Consider the following 17,324-nt stretch of genomic DNA (forward strand, 5'->3'; position numbering starts at 1 on the left):
TGCTCCGGGAGGAGTCCTTGGGAAGCTCATGAGACGATGTCGCGCCCCCAGATATCGGCGTTGGGCCGCGCTTCCTGCATCAGTTTCGCCACCTGAGGGCCGAGTTCGTTGGGATCCTCGACCGGGTCAATTCCCGGGCCCGCGTGCCAGCCCTCTGCGACCTTGAGAATCCCATCGCCGGCCTCGAATACGCGACCAGTCACGTCTTTTGACTCTTCGCTCGCGAGCCAGACCACGATCGGCGCGACCCAACGCGGATTCCGTCGCTTGATCTCCTCCTCGGTGCGCTCACGCAATCCTTCGGTCATGCGGGTCTGCGCGCGCGGCGCGATCGCATTCACCGTGATGCCGTATTGGCGGAGCTCCATCGCGCTGATGATGGTGAAGGCGGCGATACCGGCCTTCGCAGCCCCATAGTTGCTCTGGCCGACATTGCCGAACAATCCGGAGGCCGACGAGGTATTGATCAGGCGGGCGCTGACCGGCGCTCCCTGCTTCTTGGTTTCCTGGCGCCAGTACTGCGCGGCGTGGTGAGACGGGGCGAAGGTACCTTTGAGATGCACCTTGATCACCGCGTCCCATTCCGCCTCGGTCATGTTGACCATCATGCGATCCCGCAGAATACCCGCGTTGTTGATGAGAACGTCGAGCCGGCCGAAAGCGTCGATGGCGGCATCGATCAGCGCCTTGGCGCCGGCCCAGTTGCTGACGTCGCTGCCGTTCATGATGGCTTCGCCGCCGGCGCGCCTGATCTCATCGACAACCTCTTGAGCGGGCGAGAGATCGGCGCCCTCACCTGCTGCCGTGCTGCCGAGATCGTTGACGACAACCTTGGCGCCCTGCTCCGCCAGCATCAGCGCGTATTGGCGACCGAGCCCGCGGCCGGCACCCGTCACGATCGCAACTCGCCCGGCACATAGTCGTCCCATTTGTCGTCTCCCTGCCTAATTCTTCGTTTCGCCGCTCATGACGTCGCCGAACAGATGCCAGTTGGCTCCATCGAAGCGCATCAACTGCCATTGCTTCACCGGGGCAAAATCGCCCGGTGACGTATTCAAGCGGATGCCGGGAAGCAGCATGCCCAGTTCGACCTCTTTCAGCTGGGCCGCCTGCCGCATCACGTTCTCGCGCGTGAGATCGTCGCCACACTGCTTCAGCAAATGGACGAGCGCCTGCGCCGTGTTGTAGCCGTTCACGATCAGCGTATCGCTGCGATCAGCGCCGGGAAAATAGCCGTCCAGAAATCGGTTGAGCTCCTTGAGGCCGGAATCGTCCGCCCAAGCAGGGTCGTTCGGATCCTTGAAATAGGCTGCCGAGATCAGGCCTTGCGCATGCTCGAACCCTGCTGGCTTGATCACGCTGCCGATCGATGCCGAGACATAGCTGAGAAGATGCAGCGGCTTCCAGCCGAGTTCCGACACCTTCTTGATCGCCTGGGCCGCAAATTTCGGCGTTGCGATATCGAACAACACGTCCGCGCCGGTCGCCTTCAGCTTGACGAGGTGCGAATCGATCGTCGGCTCCGACACGTCGAAGGCTTCCTCCGCCACGATCATTGACGCGGCCTTGTCGCCAAGCGCCTTCCTGATCCCCCTGAGGTAGTCCTTTCCGAAGTCGTCGTTCTGAAAGAGGATCGCGATCTTCGCCGTCGGCCGTTCCCGCAGCACATATCTTGCGCAGATGTAGCCCTCGGTCTCGTAGCTTGGGGTAAATCCCATCGTCCAGGGGAAGTTCTGAGGATCGTTCCACTTGGCCGCTCCGCTCGACACGAACAATTGCGGCACCTTCCTGACGTTCAGATATTTTTGCACGGCCGAGTTGGCCGCGGTGCCGAGCGCGTTGAAGACCAGCAGAACCTCGTCGCTCTCGACCAGCCGCCTCGTCCGCTCGACCGTCTTCGGCGGCGAGTAGGCGTCGTCGTATGACAGGAAGACAATGCGCCGGCCGTTGATGCCACCCTCTGCGTTGACCTTGCGGAAGTAGGCCTCCTCGGTCTTGGCGACCATGCTGAAGGCGGACGCCGGGCCGCTATAGGGCGACGTGTTGCCGATCTTGATCTCGGTGTCGGTGACACCCGGTCCATATCGCTTCTCTCCAGCCGCGGCCTGACTTGCGTGCAGACCAACCAGGATCACCGCCGCGGCCCGGACGGCGTCGCGACCTCCGGGGCCGCCAAAAAGCCGCCTGCAAAGGCTCGCGACACGGGCCGCCCGACTTGAATGGCCAGCATCCCACTTCACGGCGCTCTCCCTTTCCGCTCCCATTGCGTCGCCATTCGCGAATTAGTACGCTTGTGTACTATGTGATGGAGCATGATTGCAACTGCCATTCGAACCGCACGCCGATGAATCGGGACTCGCCAGCATGGGAGGACATCTTGAACCTCGAAGCCGTACGAAATTTCCGTTTTGAGCCAGTCACGCAGAGCTATACCCGTCGCGACACCATGCTATACGCGCTCGGCCTCGGCTTTGGTTCCGATCCACTCGACCCGGCGCAGCTCGATTTCGTCTATGAGGCAAATCTCAAGGCCGTGCCGTCGATCTGCTGTGTCCTCGCTCATCCCGGGTTCTGGGCGAAACGGCCCGAGCTCGGCATCGATTGGCTAAAGCTCCTGCACGGTGAGCAGCACTTCGAAATTCACGCTCCGATGCCGGCCGAAGGCACGGTGAGAGCCAGCTATGAGATTGTCAGCGTGGCGGATAAGGGTGCAGGAAAAGGCGCGATCCTTCACCTCGTCAAGACACTCGACGACGCCGTCAGCGGACTGAAATTGGCGACGGTTCACAGCGTGCTGTTTCTGCGCGGCGACGGTGGCTGCGGCAGCTTTGGCAATGTCCCGGCCGAGCCTACCGCCCTTCCGGAACAGGCCCCCTCGCGGACCCAGGACATTGCGACGCTGCCCCAAAGTGCACTGATCTATCGGCTGAGCGGCGACTACAATCCGATACACGCCGATCCCGACGCCGCCGCAAGGGCCGGCTTTGACCGCCCGATCCTCCACGGCCTGTGCACGCTAGGAATCGCAACGCGCGCGGTCGTCGCCACCCTCGCCGATGGCCGCCCCGAACGTCTTCTCTCGCTATCGGCCCGTTTCAGTCGTCCGGTCTTTCCAGGAGAGACTATCCGAACGGAATTCCTCTCCGTCGGTGGCCAAATCCGCTTTCGCTCACGCGTCATCGAGCGCGACGTCGTGGTGCTCGACCGGGGAACGGCGGTGCTCCGCGATTGACCTACTTCTTCTCGATCTTCGCGATCGCGACGATCTCTGCCCAGCGTCGTGTGTCGGCTTCCTCGAACGCTTTCAGCCGGTCGGCTCCGGCCGGAAACGGTTTGGCCCCCACGGATTCGAGATAGTCCGCCGTCTCCTTGTTGTTGACGAAGGCCAGCACGACCTGACTGAGCTTCGCCACGATGTCGGACGCGGTGCCTGTCCGCACGAACACGCCGACCCAGGCGGTCAGCTCGGCACCAGATAGGCCGGCCTGCGCGAGCGTTGGGACGTCGGGCATCCCCGCCAGCCGATCGCTGCTCGTCACGGCAAGGACGCGCAACCGACCATCCTGGATCAAGCCCTGCGCACTCGCCGGATCGGCGAAGACGCAATCGATCTCGCCCGCCAGCACATCCGTCAGAGCCTGTGGCATCCCGCGATACGGAACATGCTGCATGTTGATTCCGGCCCTGGCCCGAAACAACTCCGCAGCACCCCGACTCGACGTGTTGCCGCTTCCGAATGAGAGTGGCTTCTCGCGCGTCTTCGCCATGGCGATGAACTCCGCGACGCTCTGTGCCGGAAACTCCGGCTTGACGGCCAGCATCATCGGAATGGTCATGATCCCCGCCACGGGCGCAAAGTCCGCCGCGGGATCATAGGGCATCGCGTTGAACAGGTTGATATTGGCCGCTTGCGTCGAGTTCGTGGTGACGAACACGGTGTAACCGTCCGCCTCAGCCTTCAGAACCGCAAGCGCCGCCAGATTGCCATCGGCTCCCGGCTTGTTCTCGATCAGCACGGTCGCACCGGTCTCGATGCGAATGCTTTCGGCAAGACGCCGCGTCACGGCATCGGTTGCACTGCCTGCCGGAAACGGCACGATGAGATTGATGCGTCGCGACGGGTATGATTCCGCTGCGGCCTGCCGCCATCCGGACGCCGCGATCGACACGGTGATCAGGCACAGAACGATCGCATCCCGAACTCGCATGGATTCTCCTTGGGCCTGAAGCGCTTGACGTTCCCACGCTGCGGCACAGCAGTGGCCGCAGTCCCCGATTTGTTCTGATCGTACTCTACTTTACGATCTGGAGGAACGTTCGTCCATCGGCCGGACATCCGCCTGCGTCCGATGCATGTCTCGCTAGCTGCACGGCGCCGACTCGCCGCTCGTCCTGCTCAGTTCGACACGATCGAGTCTCGGAAAGAGCGCGTCGTCGAGGCCGATATCGGCCGCAAAGTGCATGGGATCCGCGTGGCCGCAGATCACGTCGGGAAAGTGCCAGCTCGTGGTCCCCAGAACGGTCTCGCCAGCGAGCACCGCAATCTTCAGCGGATGGCTCGTCCCCACCCCGCGCGCGCTCTGATAGCCGTCGGCGATGCAGTAGAGTTCGAGCCGCAGTCTGTTCTCAGCCACGCGCTGGACCGACAGCTCGATCTCGCAGAAGCCGAAGGCGGGGTCATCCTTCGAGCCCTCGGCGTAAAAGTAGAACGCGCCGATCTTGCCGTGCGCGCACGGACCGAGCTTGTAGTCCTTCGGCACCTGCGGATCCGGCCGCGCCGGCGTGCGCGGCGGCAACGGGCCGAGCGAGCAGAATTGGCGATAGGAATAGCACTGTCCCAATCTCTCCTCCCTACCGGAGCGCAAACAGCCGCTTCGCATTGGCGGATAGCTCCGCACGCGCAACAGACAGGACTTGTTCGGCGAATTGCGCAGGCTTGTCCTGCTTGATCGTGAACGGATAATCCGATCCCACAACGAGCTGATTCGTGCCGACCTTGTCGGCCAGGTATTGCAACGCCGCACCGTCGTAGAGAATCGTGTCGTAGTAGAAGGATCGAGCGATCTCTGTCGGATTCCTTGCAAACAGGCTCTCCAGCGGTGGTCCCATCCCAAAAGCGTGGCCCAATCTCGGCAATAGCCAGGACAGCGCGCCGCCACCATGGCTGAGCAGGATTCGCAAGGAGGGAAAGCGCTCGAGCACACCGCCGGTCATCAATGACACGGCGGCGAAAGCCGTCTCCAATGGAAATGCGGCCACAGCCGCAAGCTCTGGGCGACCGCCCATTCGATCAAGCCCGAGAGGATGCAGCGGATGGATCATCACGATCAACCCGCCCTGCTCCGCCGCGGCATAGACGTCATCGAGGCGCACGTCGCCGAGCGGCACGCCGTTGATGTGCGTGCCGATCTCGATGCCGCGCAGACCAAGCAATCTGATGTCGTCCATGTGCCGCACGGCAAGCGCGACATCCTGCATGGGAACCATTCCAATGCCGACGAAATGCCGCGGATGGTCCGCGCATAGCGCGGCAATCCCCTCGTTGACATGGCGGCACAACGCGTCCGCGTCGGCAGGTGGAAACCAGTGTGACAGCAATTCCGGCATGGGCGAGAGGACCTGAATCTGGACGTCGTCGATCGCCATATCGTCGAGCCGGCGGCGCGCGTCCCAACTTCGGGAATCGATCACCCGAAACACCTTACCGCCGACCATGACGGCGGCCGATGCGTCCCGCAGCTCAACCGAGGGCCAGAGCGGATTGCGGGCGGAGTCCGCCGGAATGTGCCGCGGGACGAAATGAGTATGGGTGTCGATCGCTTCGACCAAGACGTTTCCCCGACAGATTTGAATGCTGCGCCCGCGACCAGACAGCTCGGAACATGCAGGGCCGGCCACTTACAAGCAGGTTGGACTGTTTTTATTATCTATCCAATCCAATATTCGTATGCTAGTGCACAATCTAACGAACAGTGCGGTCGGCGATCGCATCAGGGAGCGAAGCGAGCGTGGCGCGAACGATGAACGACATCGTGATCGCTGGAGCCGGCCAGGCCGGGGCGCGGGCAGCTGAAGCGCTGCGGGCGCGCGGCTTCACGGGCTCGATCACCATGATTGGCGAAGAGCCTCATCCACCCTACGAACGGCCGCAGCTCTCAAAGAGCCTGCTGCAATCTTCTGATGCGCCTGTCGCTTACATCAAGCAGGCCGCAGACTGGACCAAGACACTTGATATCCGCATCGAGACCGGCGCTGCGGCCATCGAGTGCGATGCCGATCGCCGCATCGTGTCGACTGCGGACGGCCGCAACTTCCGTTTCGACGGCCTGCTGCTTGCGACCGGAACGCGGCCGCGGCGGCTCTCCGCGCTGGAAGATGCGCAGATCGAGGTGCAGTATCTGCGCAGCGTCGAGGACGCGCTCCGATTTCGTCGTCATATCCAGGCAAAGTCGCGCATTGCGATCGTCGGAGGCGGCGTCATCGGCCTCGAAGCCGCTTGCGCCGCTGCCAGGAGCGGCTGCCATGTCACCGTGATCGAGAATGAGGAGCGCCTCCTCGCACGCGCGTTTCCGCCTCTGGTTAGCAGCCTCGTTGCCGACAGGCACCGCGGTCACGGTGTCACGTTTGTCTTCGGCGCGACGGTGACCGGAAGCACGTCACGTTCGGTCGATTTGAGCAACGGCGCGGAGATCGCCGCCGATCTGGTTTTGGTCGGTGTCGGCGTCACCCCTTCGGCCGAACTCGCCGTCCGGCTCGGTCTGCCCGCGGCCGAAGGCATTGCCGTCGATGCCTGCGGCCGCACCGCTGCTCCCGACATCTTCTGCGCGGGTGATGCCGCCTTGCAATGGAGCCGATGCCACGGCCGCGCGATCCGCGTCGAGACCTGGGCGAACGCCCAGAACCAGGCGATCTCGGTCGCCGCCAACATGATTGGCGAGACCGTGGAATACAATGATCCTCCGTGGTTCTGGACCGACCAATACGACCAGAACATCCAGGTCACAGGAGATATGCGCGATGCGGAGCATGTCGCCCGCGGCGATCCGAACGGCGATCGGTTTTCAATCATAGCCATGCGTGGCGCCGAGCTTGTGGGTGCGCTCTCGGTGAACGCGGCGAAGGACATGGCGATGCTGCGGCGGGTCATCGCCGCCAACGCAAGGCCGCGGCGCGCCGATCTGGAGGCTCCGGGCTACGACCTCAGATCCGCGCTGAAATCACATTGAGATATTCGAGGGAGGGACTGCAATGAATGCGTTCCAGCGAATGAACACGGCGCTGATGGTCGACGAGGCCAGGCAGATCTTCAAGGTCTCCCGCCAGGCTTTCGTCGACCCCGACATTCTCGAGGCCGAGCGCGCGCGCATCTTCGACAAATGCTGGCTCTATCTCGGCCATGCCTCCGAGCTTCCCAAGTCCGGCGATTTCGTCACCCGCCAGGTCGGCGGGCGCAGCATTCTGTTTGCGCGCGACGCCAAGGGAGGCTTGCGCGCCATGTTCAACACCTGTCCGCATCGCGGCGCGCAGGTCTGCCGCGAGAAGCACGGCAACGCAAAGTCCTTCCAGTGCTTCTATCACGGCTGGGTCTTTGGGCTCGACGGCGCGTTGCGCAGTCAGCCCGGCGAGGCTTCCTATGCGCCTGATTTCAAGGAGCGCAGCACGTCCAACATGCAGCCGGTGCCGCGGTTCGAAACCTACCGCGATTTCTGTTTCGTATGCTTCGACCGGAACGCCGAGACGCTCGACACTTATCTCGGCCCGGTCAAGGAATATCTCGACATCATCGGCGACCAGGCCGAAACCAGCATGACCATCGTCGGCGGCACGCAAGAATACTCGATGCGCGCCAACTGGAAGCTGCTCACCGAAAACTCGATCGACGGCTATCACGCACTCACCACCCACGCGACTTATTTCGATTACCTCAAAGCCACCAATGGCGGCCTCGTGCCGGTGCCGCTGGAGGGTGCCGCGCGCGATCTCGGCAATGGACATGCAGTGCTGGAGTACAAGGCGCCGTGGGGACGTCCGGTCGCACAATGGGTTCCGATGTGGGGCGACGATGGCAAGCGCGAGATCGACCGGCTCTACCAGGGACTTGTGACCCGCTTCGGCGAGGAGCGCGCCAAGCGCATCGCGCTCTACAATCGCAATCTGTTCGTGTTCCCCAACCTCGTCGTCAACGACATCATGGCCGTGACGATCCGCACCTATTATCCGCAGGCGCCTGATTTCATGACCGTCAGCGCATGGGCGCTGGCACCACGGGAAGAGACCGACTGGGCGCGCAAGTACCGCCTGTTCAATTTCCTTGAATTCCTGGGCCCCGGCGGCTTCGCGACGCCCGACGACGTCGAGGCGCTGGAGCAGTGCCAGCGCGGCTTCCGCAACGCCACGGAGGCGCAGTGGAACGACATTTCAAAAGGCATGGGCAAGGAGACGCCCGCTTATGACGACGAGTTGCAGATGCGCGCGTTCTGGTCGAACTGGAACAAGCACGTCTTCGCGGCATCGGCGTGAGTCAGGAGAGGCACATGCAGAATATCACCCGAGACGACGTCGAGGATTTCCTGTTCGCCGAGGCCGAACTGCTTGACGAATGGCGGTTGCCGGAATGGCTCGAACTGTTCACGGACGACGCCATCTATTACGTACCATCCACCGACGTTCCCGCGGACTCCTCGCCCGACAAGAACCTGTTTTACGTGGCCGATGACCGCTTTCGCCTCAGCGAACGCGTCAAGCGCCTGATGAAGCGTACCGCGCACGCCGAATTTCCCCGTTCGCGGACGCGGCACCTGGTCAGCAATGTGCGGATCCGGAGCCGCGGTGACAGCGAGATGGAGGTCGCCGCCGCCTTCATCACCTATCGCACCAAGGATGGCGTCACCGATACCTATTTCGGCAGCAACCGGTATCGGCTGGTTACCGACAATGGGCGCCTCCGCATCAAGGAGAAGCGCTGCCTGCTCGACAGCGAAGGGCTGCGCACGCAAGGGCGCGTCAGCATCATCCTCTAGGGACGTTCGATCGTGGACAGGAAGCTCAAGAACAATGTTGCCGTGGTCACGGGGGCCGCAAAGGGCATCGGCCTTGCGATCGCGGAGCGGCTTGCCAGGGACGGCGCGAGCTTGATCCTCGCCGACCTCGATGAGGCCGGGCTGAAGGAGGCGTCGGCTCGTCTCATCCATGAGTTCGACGTGGAGGTCGCGAGCGGAGCCGGTGATCTCGCGGAGCAAGGCACCGCCGAGAGGACCATCCGGCTTGCTTGCGAACGCTTCGGCCGCCTCGACATCCTCGTCAACAATGCCGGCGGCGGCATCATCAAGCCGTTCGCGGAACATACGCCGGAGACGCTGAAAACGACGATCGATCGCAATCTCTGGACCGTGCTGTGGTGCTCCTGGTACGCGGTGCCGGTGATGCGTAAGCAGGCCTATGGCCGCATCATCAATCTCGGTGCCGATTCCGTGCGCAACGGCCTCTGGGATCATGCCGCCTACAACGCGGCCAAGGGCGGCGTGCACGGCCTCACAACCGGCATGGCGCGCGAGTTCGCCCGGGACGGCATCACCGTGAACACGGTTGCTCCCTGCGCGGTGAATACGCCGCAGATGGTCGCCATCACCAAAAGCAACCCGGCACTCGCTGCCAAATTCGTCAGCGTCATCCCGATGGGGCGGCCAGCCGAAATGGAGGAAGTCGCCTCGATGGTCTCCTATCTCGCGTCCGCCGAAGCGTCGTTCGTGACCGGCCAGGTCATCAGCGTCAATGGCGGCAGCACCATGCTCTAGGTTCTCGCCATGGCCGAAACAGTCATTCTCTGCGCTGCCGACGAGGTCGTCGAAGGCGAAATCAAGCAGGCTCCCCTGCCCGACGGCACCAACGTCGCCCTGTATCGCGTGGCCGGCACGATCTACGCCACGGCCGATATGTGCACCCATGGCGAGGCTTCGCTGTCGGAGGAAGGTCTCATCAACGGCAAGATCGTGGAATGCACCTTCCACTTCGGAACCTTCGACGTCACCACGGGCGAGCCCACCGGCATGCCCTGCGAGATTCCCTTGAAGACCTATCCCGTCACGGTCGCGGACGGGAAAGTCCAGATCGAGGTTTGACATGCCGTCCCGACCCAATCGCGCTCCTGCCCCGCTCAAGACGGCACGGCGATCGCTGGCGCCGCCGCGCCGCCGGACCCAGGCCGAGCGGACCGCTGAGACGCGGCTGCGGATCCTGAAGGCAGCGGCCAACCTGATCCGGCGTCGTGGCTATGCGCGATTTCGCACTGCCGAGGTCGCCGCCGAAGCCGGCGTCTCCCGTGGCGCCCAGCTCCATCACTTCCCGACCAAGGATTCCCTCGTCGTCGCAACGCTCGAATATGTGTTCGAGCAAGCACAGATCCTCAGCCGCTGCCGCGCCGCCGCGGTGAACCGGCCACGCGACCTGATCGAGGCCGTCATCGCCGACGCCAGGGAATTCTTCTTCAGCGAGCACTTCATGGTGGCGATCGATATCGTGCTCTCAACCTCCACCGACCAGGCGGTCCGCAAACAGATCCTCGACATCTCACGCAAAGGCGCGCCGTCCGGTCGAAGCGGCCTGGGCCGAGGCGCTGGTGGCGGGCGGTGTTCCCGCAGCCGTCGCGGCCGATATCGTCGCACTCACCCTCGGTGTCGTCCGCGGCATGGCATTGCGAACGCTCTGGGACAACGATCCCAAATGGTTCGACCATCTGTTCGGGCTCTGGCGCCAGATGATCAGGATCTTCATCGAAGCCGAGCAAAAGCGAGGTCGGCTGCGATGATCGCCGCGTTGAACGGCACGAAGCCATTGATCACGTCGGTCTGCTACGTCCGCTACGCGGTCAAGGAGCCGCAGGCCTGCGCGCGCTTTGTCTCCGAGATCTTCGGCCTGCAGCAAGTCGCGAGTCAGGACGGCGAGGTCGCCTTCCGCTCGGACGACCGGTTTCGCACCGTGAGCCTCAGCCGCGATCAAGCCGATGGCGCCAGCATCGGCATCGAGGCCTGGGACGATGCAGCGCTCCAGGAGATCGGGGAACGGCTGCGTGCACAGGGCTTTGCCGTGAGACCGGCAAGCCCGGACGAATGCCAGCAGCGATATGTGCAATCAGCCCTGCTTGCCGACGATGCCTCCGGAAATCGCATTGATCTTGTGACCCGCCCGACACGGAGCGGCCGTCGCTATTTTCCGCCGCGCGATGCCGGCATCGTGCAATTCCAGGGCGTCGGCCTGCGCAGCATCGACCACGCGCGCGATCTCGCCTTCTGGCGTCTGCTCGGCGCCGAGGTGGCCGATTGGGTCGGCGACATCGCCTATTTGCGTATCGACCATCTTCACCATCGCATCGCGCTCTATCCCTCGCAGCGGCCCGGGCTGCTCTACGCCGCCTTCGAGGTCGAGGCGCTCGATCAGATCATGCAGAACAGCTACTACATGCAGGAAAACCAGGTGAAGATCGTACAAGGCCCCGGTCGGCAGCCGGCCTCGCAACAGATCTTCCTTCATGTCGAAGGGCCCGATGGCCTGATCCTGTCTTACGTCACCGGCACAGCCGAGGCCGGCGGCAGGCCGCGCCCTCCCCGGCAATTCCCGCCCACAGCAAGCTCACTCTGCAATTGGGGCAGCGAAAGCAAGGGCGTTTCCGAACTAGGCGCGCAGAGCTAACCGAGGAGAGAGGCATGATCCAGCTGAAGGATGTGAGCTATGTCCGCTTGGGATCACCGGATCTCGAGCAGGCCGAGCAATTCGCCACCGCTTGCCTCGGCCTGCAAATCGCCGAACGCGGCAAGGCCGATCTCTACCTTCGATCCGACGACCGCTCGCACACGCTGTGTTACTCGGAAGGCAATCCGAAGGACCAGACGGTCGGCTTCGAGGTCGATGACGAGGCAAGTCTCCAGAACGCGGCGGCCACGCTCGAAGCGCTCGGCCACGGCGTCCACGCGGGAACCGCGGAGGAGGCAGACCGGCGCAAGGTAAAAGCGTTCATCGGCTTCCGTGACCCCAGCGGCAACCACATCGAGCTGGTGGTGCGGCCGGAGCGCAGCGGTCGTCGTTACTTCGCAAGCCGCGACGCGGGTATCACAGGCTTCAGCCACGTCGGCCTCAACTCGACCGATCCGGCGCGCGACGAGCGATTCTGGACCCAGATCTGCAACGCCCGCGTCAGCGATCGAATCGGCGACATCCCGCTGATGCGCGTCAACGCCATCCATCACACCATCGCGCTGGTCCGCGCCCCGCAAGCCGGCATCCAGCACATCAATCACCAGGTCGAGAGCAGCGACGACGTGCTGCGCTCCTACCACTTCCTCAACGAACGGCGCGTGCCGATCGTGTTCGGCCCGGGGCGCCATCCGACGTCGGGGGCCCGCTTCCTCTATTTCAAAGGACCAGACGGGATGATTTTCGAATATTCGGTAGGCGTCGATGAAATCGAGGATGAGGCAACGCACCGCCCACGCCAGTTCGGGTTCGAGCCGACGAGCTTTTGCATGTGGGGCTCCAAGCCCGCCGGCATGACACTTCCCAACAAGTAGCAAATCACGCTGCGGTCGCAGCAACATCCGACGAGGACACATGGATCTGGGATTGCGGGGCCGCAAGGCCATCGTCTGCGCGGCGAGCCAGGGCCTTGGAAAAGCCAGCGCCATGGCGCTGGCCCGCGAGGGTGTCGATGTCGTGATCGTCGCCCGGCGACGCGAGGTCCTCGACAGTGCTGCGCGAGAGATCGAGCTGGCCACCGGCAACCGGCCTCAAACAGTCCTTGCGGACGTCACGAGCCGCGAGGGACGCGATGCCATCCTGTCGAGCTGCCCTGGGCCCGATATTCTCATCAACAATGCCGGTGGACCGCCGCCGGGCGATTTCAGGAGCTTCGAGCGTGACGATTGGATCAGGGCGCTTGACGGCAACATGCTGGCGCCCATCGCGCTGATCAAGTCCACCATCGATGGGATGGTCGCGCGCAAATTCGGCCGCATCGTCAACATCACGTCGCACGCAGTCAAAGCGCCGGTCGCGATGCTCGCGCTATCGAACGGCGCGCGAAGTGGACTGTCGGGCTTCATCGCAGGCCTCGCACGGTCCGTCGCCGAGCACAACGTGACCGTCAACAACCTGTTGCCGGGGACGTTCGACACGGACCGGCTGAGATCCAATCTCACGGCACTCGCCCGAAACTCGTCAAGGAGCGTCGCAGAGGTCACCGAGGAAGTCCGTGCCAGCAACCCGAGCAAGCGGTTCGGCCATCCGGACGAGTTCGGGGCGACTTGCGCCTTCCTGTGTTCAGCTCAGGCGAGCTACATCACTGGACAGAATATTCTGATCGACGGCGGGGCCTATCCCGGCACATTTTGAAGCCGATATGCCCTCGGCGGCTTCCAGCCAAACGGTCCGTTCTGACACGAACCGCGGTAAGCCTTGCAGGAAATGGTGGGCGCACCAGGGCTCGAACCTCGGACCCGCTGATTAGAGAGTCAGCCACGGGCTGAGGACAATCAATGACTTACAGATCGCATCACCGGAGTTTTCCGGCCGAAATGGGTGTTCGTCGCACGCTCATAATGCGTCGTTGACTGCCTGTTGACGGCGACTTAGCCGGCCAAACGTCGCCGTCCCAAACACAAATCCATTCCATGTTGTTGATCCTCCGACGCGGACCAAGGGCTAAACCGGATGATTAATTAGGCTTTATGTGAAGTACTTCACAACTTCAAGAATGCCGCGTGCAATATGGTTCTAGCCGAAAAATGCCCGCCGATCCGAGGCCGCGAGCAATGCACCTGACCATTTGGACCGTTGGGATCTGTTCGAGTCCACAAGCCCATCAAAATTTGCAATGGACCCGCGGCCGCTCCACAATGAGCGAACGGGGCCTTACGAAATCAATCCATAAAGTGTGTCCGGCCTGTACCGTCATGGCCTTGCGCCTTCGCTGTTAGGGCGCGCTCATCATTTTGGCGCAGTGCAGAGGGGGCGGGATGAAGTGGAAAAGCAAGAAGCGCAAGGATGCAGAACTCAGGGTAGCTGGCTGGGATGCGCTGCCCTCGGTCGACCTTCTCTTCAGCGACAAGGATGCTCACACGCTGCGGGCCTTGCGCGCGCAGAAGCCGATTCCTCTCGATCAGCGCTTCAGCGTCGATGACGTAAAGGACCTTCAAAAGGCGATCCACGGAACGGTCGTGCTGCCGACCGATCTGACCTATCACCGAGATCGCCAGATGACGCTCCTTGCGGTTCAGGAGTTTCCGCAGCTGATCGTCTTTTGCGAGATATTCGAAGATGCGAGACGATGCCTCGAATTTGCGCAGAAGTACGATCTTCGGGTGACCATCCGCTCCGGAGGACACAGCACGGCCGGATTTTCCGTCAACAGCGGTATGCTCATCGACACAAGCCGGATCAAACATGTCGTGGTCGACCCGAAGGAGAGGCGTGGCATCGTCGGTGCCGGAGCCACGATCGGCGACCTCAACGCCGCGCTCAAGATGTACAACCTGCATGTGCCGAGCGGCGGCTGCGGCGATGTTTGCATCGCAGGCTACATGCAGGGCGGAGGCTATGGCTTCACCGCACGCAAATTCGGCATGAATTGCGACAATGTGCACGAGATCGTGGTGATGCTCGCCGACAGAACGATCGTCGTCGCCAACAGCGAAAAGAATGCCGATCTGTTCTGGGCGGTTCGTGGCGGCACCGGCGGCAATTTCGGTATTCTGCTGCAGGTGACCTATAACCTGCATGAGCTCGGCGACGTATGGGGTTTTGGGCTGCGATGGTCGATCGATAGCAGGGACGGCATCAAGAATGCCGCCGCCGCCCTCGCTGAAATGCAGGCCAATTACATGCAGACCGGGGCACCTCCCGAGCTCGGATTCATGACGTTCCTGGCCTGGCAAGACGAGACGCCTTGTGTGGTGATGCGCGGCATGTACCTGGGACCGCAGCGGGACGGCGAATTTGCGATCGACTCGCTGCGGCGTCTTGGTCCTGTCTACACGGACTTCGGCGTCGGCCGATATGCCGACCTCGACCTGAAGTTGATCGAGAGTCCGCCCGGTCTGCCGCAGGTCCCCGATCTCGCCCGGGAGGAAAAGCAGTGCGGCTACATCGACAAAAAACTGGACGCCGAGGATTGGGCGCACATCATCGGCGTGTTCCTGACGAGCCCGAACCGTTCGAGCCTTGTCTGTATCGAGCCCTATGGCGGCCGCATCAACGAGATACCGGCAACCTCGAACGCATTCATTCACCGCAAGGTCGACATGAATCTGTTTCTCGATGTCTTTTGGATGTCGGAGGACCAGCAGCGGAAAGACGCGATCGCCTTCCTTGATCGATTCATGGCGATGATGGCGCCGTATTTCAACGACCATTCTTATCAAAATTATCCGCGTCGTACGCAGCAGGATTTTCGCAGGCGCTATTGGGGCAGCTCGTTCGAGCGGCTGCTCGCGGTGAAGCTGAAATACGACAAGAACAGTTTCTTCCAATATGCTCAGAGCGTCTCGCGGGAGACCCCTGAGACGCATTACGATCTGCCGCAACTTCCTGAGGGCATCGAAACCGAACCATACTAGCGGGGGGTCCTGCAGCAGGAGGACGCAAAGGGGGGAAAATGCACAAGCTGCTCGAGATGTTCTTTCTGCCGCCGATGGCGATCGCGCGGCTCGGCAGCAGTCCGACGCCGCTGGACAGCTTTCGCTGGACGGAAAGCCACTCGCCACATGCGCAAGCCGATACGGTCATCGAGCCGGCGGTCTCGCTCAAGGTTGAAGCCGACGGCAGCGTCACGCCGTACATCCCCCGTTCGATCATCTTCAAGGACGATGACGGCGCGATCCGGCCGGTCGCGCCTTTCTTCGAGCTCTGGGCAAAGCTGCAGTCCGTCGAGGACGGAAGCACGCTTGAGCAGCCGCTGACGCCGACGCTGCTGGCCGAACTCGGCGCCTCGCTCAAGGACATTCAGTATGAGATCGTCGCCGCAAATCGCAAGGCCGCGCGCCGGACCGACTACGCGCCCTGCGGTTTCACCGCTCGGGAAGTGGTGAATGGCGATGATTTCGAACGACGCGAGCTGCTGGCGTTCAGCCCGCACACCTCCGGACAGGAGCCGCTGGTCTCGCCCGACAAGCCGATTCCCATCGGCCACTTTCAGGTGCTGCGCCCGGTCGAAGGACGGGTCGATTTGCGCGATGACGAACCGGAGGTCGATCGCAGCATATTGCGCGTCCGCTTCACCCCTCCCAAAGGCATCATCTACGGACCCGCGGAGGCCACCTCCGCCCCGGCTCCGCAGGTTCAGCCCGGGCAGTTCGAAGCGCCGAGTGCCGAATACGGCCGTATCCACGAGATCGTCGCGCCGCAGCATCGAATCGTGAGCAGCAAGACGCCCTGGTCGACGGCATACATCATGCTGAACGGGCAATTCGAAGATCCACAGCCTCAGGACGGCTACGACGGCGCCAACGTCGGCAATCATCGCTCATGGGGCTGCGTCGACGACATCAGCGACTCCGTCATCGTGGCCACCATGGCCTTTGGAGGCCGGTGCTACCAAGCGGCCGCACGCGTCTTCACCAGTCCACCGGATTTTTCTCCGGATCGTCGCCCGGTCTTCAGCATCGCCGACGACATTGCCGATCGCGACGACCTGCCGATCGATCTCGGCGATGGCGCCATGGAAGAAACAAAGATGGAGGTGCTCGACCTGTTTCAGCGCGCGTTCGAGACGGCGAGCCTGTTCAATCTCGACGCGTTGCGGGCGCGAGCGCTGCTGGAGAACAAGATTCGTTTTGCGTTGCACGCCGGCACCCCCGGCATCGACCAGCCGAAAGCGGGCCCGGAGAGCATGACGGCCAAGGACCGGCCCTATAGCGACAAATTACCGACACTCGCACCGCAAGACCCCTCCTATTTCACCAAGGGGTCGCCGAACGATACGCTTCCGTACACGACCGCCCTGCCGTTGATCCATGCACGGCTGCAGGACCGCGCGGCTCTCATGGACCTGCTGAGCACCCGCGGCGATTTCGTGGAGCAGCTTGTCCGGCCGCCTTTCGGCAAGGTTGCACAATTGCCGGAGGATCCGCCGGAAAATGCCAACGCGAAGTATCGCGATCCGCGGGTGTTCCGCGACCAGCTCCACGATATGCGAATGCCTCCGTATATGCGCGATGCCGCCCAGCAGCCGCTTTCGCTCAGCCATCGCCAACATCGGACCCTCCTCGCCTTGATCAAATATCTGCAAACCCATCCGGATGACGGCTCGAACGGATCAGGAAGCACGTGAGCGAATCCTC

The 17,324-nt window shown here is 62.5% G+C and carries 16 protein-coding genes; 11 read left to right on the forward strand and 5 right to left on the reverse strand.

Annotated elements, in window-relative coordinates; translation table 11 throughout:
• Positions 1 to 26: 26 nt before the first annotated feature.
• Positions 27 to 929, reverse strand: coding sequence for an SDR family oxidoreductase (locus tag FOM02_RS36525; protein WP_027564457.1), 903 nt, complete (start codon positions 927 to 929; stop codon positions 27 to 29).
• A gap of 15 nt (positions 930 to 944) precedes the next feature.
• Complete coding sequence (locus tag FOM02_RS36530) at positions 945 to 2,135, reverse strand: ABC transporter substrate-binding protein (RefSeq protein ID WP_027564458.1); 1,191 nt, start codon at positions 2,133 to 2,135, stop codon at positions 945 to 947.
• 242 nt (positions 2,136 to 2,377) lie between these two features.
• Here FOM02_RS36530 and FOM02_RS36535 point away from each other — a divergent pair, with 242 nt between their 5' ends.
• Positions 2,378 to 3,232, forward strand: a complete 855-nt coding sequence (locus tag FOM02_RS36535; RefSeq protein WP_027564459.1) for a MaoC/PaaZ C-terminal domain-containing protein — start codon at positions 2,378 to 2,380, stop codon at positions 3,230 to 3,232.
• A gap of 1 nt (position 3,233) precedes the next feature.
• On the opposite strand, the gene FOM02_RS36540 is transcribed toward FOM02_RS36535, so the two are convergent.
• The 3 genes from FOM02_RS36540 to FOM02_RS36550 all read right to left on the reverse strand — a co-directional run bounded on the left by FOM02_RS36540 (position 3,234) and on the right by FOM02_RS36550 (position 5,829).
• Positions 3,234 to 4,208, reverse strand: coding sequence for a Bug family tripartite tricarboxylate transporter substrate binding protein (locus FOM02_RS36540; RefSeq protein ID WP_092218344.1), 975 nt, complete (start codon positions 4,206 to 4,208; stop codon positions 3,234 to 3,236).
• A gap of 153 nt (positions 4,209 to 4,361) precedes the next feature.
• Positions 4,362 to 4,841, reverse strand: coding sequence for a hypothetical protein (locus FOM02_RS36545; RefSeq protein WP_027564460.1), 480 nt, complete (start codon positions 4,839 to 4,841; stop codon positions 4,362 to 4,364).
• A 10-nt stretch (positions 4,842 to 4,851) separates the two neighbouring features.
• Complete coding sequence (locus tag FOM02_RS36550) at positions 4,852 to 5,829, reverse strand: amidohydrolase family protein (protein WP_051377677.1); 978 nt, start codon at positions 5,827 to 5,829, stop codon at positions 4,852 to 4,854.
• 191 nt (positions 5,830 to 6,020) lie between these two features.
• On the opposite strand from FOM02_RS36550, the gene FOM02_RS36555 reads away from it, so the two are divergent.
• The 10 genes from FOM02_RS36555 to FOM02_RS36600 all read left to right on the forward strand — a co-directional run bounded on the left by FOM02_RS36555 (position 6,021) and on the right by FOM02_RS36600 (position 17,314).
• The gene (locus tag FOM02_RS36555) at positions 6,021 to 7,226 is read left to right on the forward strand and encodes an NAD(P)/FAD-dependent oxidoreductase (RefSeq protein ID WP_265440860.1); all 1,206 of its coding nucleotides are present in this window, start codon (positions 6,021 to 6,023) and stop codon (positions 7,224 to 7,226) included.
• A 22-nt stretch (positions 7,227 to 7,248) separates the two neighbouring features.
• On the forward strand, positions 7,249 to 8,520 hold the full coding sequence (locus tag FOM02_RS36560; RefSeq protein WP_035729352.1) for an aromatic ring-hydroxylating oxygenase subunit alpha: 1,272 nt from the start codon (positions 7,249 to 7,251) through the stop codon (positions 8,518 to 8,520).
• Between the two features lie 14 nt (positions 8,521 to 8,534).
• Positions 8,535 to 9,020, forward strand: a complete 486-nt coding sequence (locus FOM02_RS36565) for an aromatic-ring-hydroxylating dioxygenase subunit beta (RefSeq protein WP_051377676.1) — start codon at positions 8,535 to 8,537, stop codon at positions 9,018 to 9,020.
• A gap of 12 nt (positions 9,021 to 9,032) precedes the next feature.
• On the forward strand, positions 9,033 to 9,794 hold the full coding sequence (locus FOM02_RS36570) for an SDR family oxidoreductase (RefSeq protein WP_027564463.1): 762 nt from the start codon (positions 9,033 to 9,035) through the stop codon (positions 9,792 to 9,794).
• 9 nt (positions 9,795 to 9,803) lie between these two features.
• Positions 9,804 to 10,118 (forward strand): non-heme iron oxygenase ferredoxin subunit, encoded by a 315-nt coding sequence (locus tag FOM02_RS36575; RefSeq protein WP_027564464.1) that lies wholly within the window; start codon positions 9,804 to 9,806, stop codon positions 10,116 to 10,118.
• Between the two features lies 1 nt (position 10,119).
• Positions 10,120 to 11,685, forward strand: coding sequence for a TetR family transcriptional regulator (locus FOM02_RS36580; protein WP_265440861.1), 1,566 nt, complete (start codon positions 10,120 to 10,122; stop codon positions 11,683 to 11,685).
• A gap of 14 nt (positions 11,686 to 11,699) precedes the next feature.
• Positions 11,700 to 12,560, forward strand: a complete 861-nt coding sequence (locus FOM02_RS36585; RefSeq protein ID WP_027564466.1) for a VOC family protein — start codon at positions 11,700 to 11,702, stop codon at positions 12,558 to 12,560.
• Between the two features lie 40 nt (positions 12,561 to 12,600).
• Positions 12,601 to 13,380 carry an SDR family oxidoreductase gene (locus FOM02_RS36590; RefSeq protein WP_027564467.1) on the forward strand — a complete coding sequence of 260 codons (780 nt, stop codon included), beginning with the start codon at positions 12,601 to 12,603 and terminating at the stop codon, positions 13,378 to 13,380.
• Positions 13,381 to 14,243: 863 nt separating this feature from the next.
• Positions 14,244 to 15,602 (forward strand): FAD-dependent oxidoreductase, encoded by a 1,359-nt coding sequence (locus FOM02_RS36595; RefSeq protein ID WP_231164411.1) that lies wholly within the window; start codon positions 14,244 to 14,246, stop codon positions 15,600 to 15,602.
• Positions 15,603 to 15,640: 38 nt separating this feature from the next.
• A complete protein-coding gene (locus FOM02_RS36600; protein WP_051377672.1) occupies positions 15,641 to 17,314 on the forward strand; it encodes a hypothetical protein in 1,674 nt (557 codons plus the stop codon).
• The last annotated feature ends 10 nt before the right edge of the window (positions 17,315 to 17,324 follow it).

This window comes from Bradyrhizobium sp. SEMIA, assembly GCF_014844175.1.
Taxonomy (GTDB): Bacteria; Pseudomonadota; Alphaproteobacteria; order Rhizobiales; family Xanthobacteraceae; genus Bradyrhizobium; species Bradyrhizobium arachidis.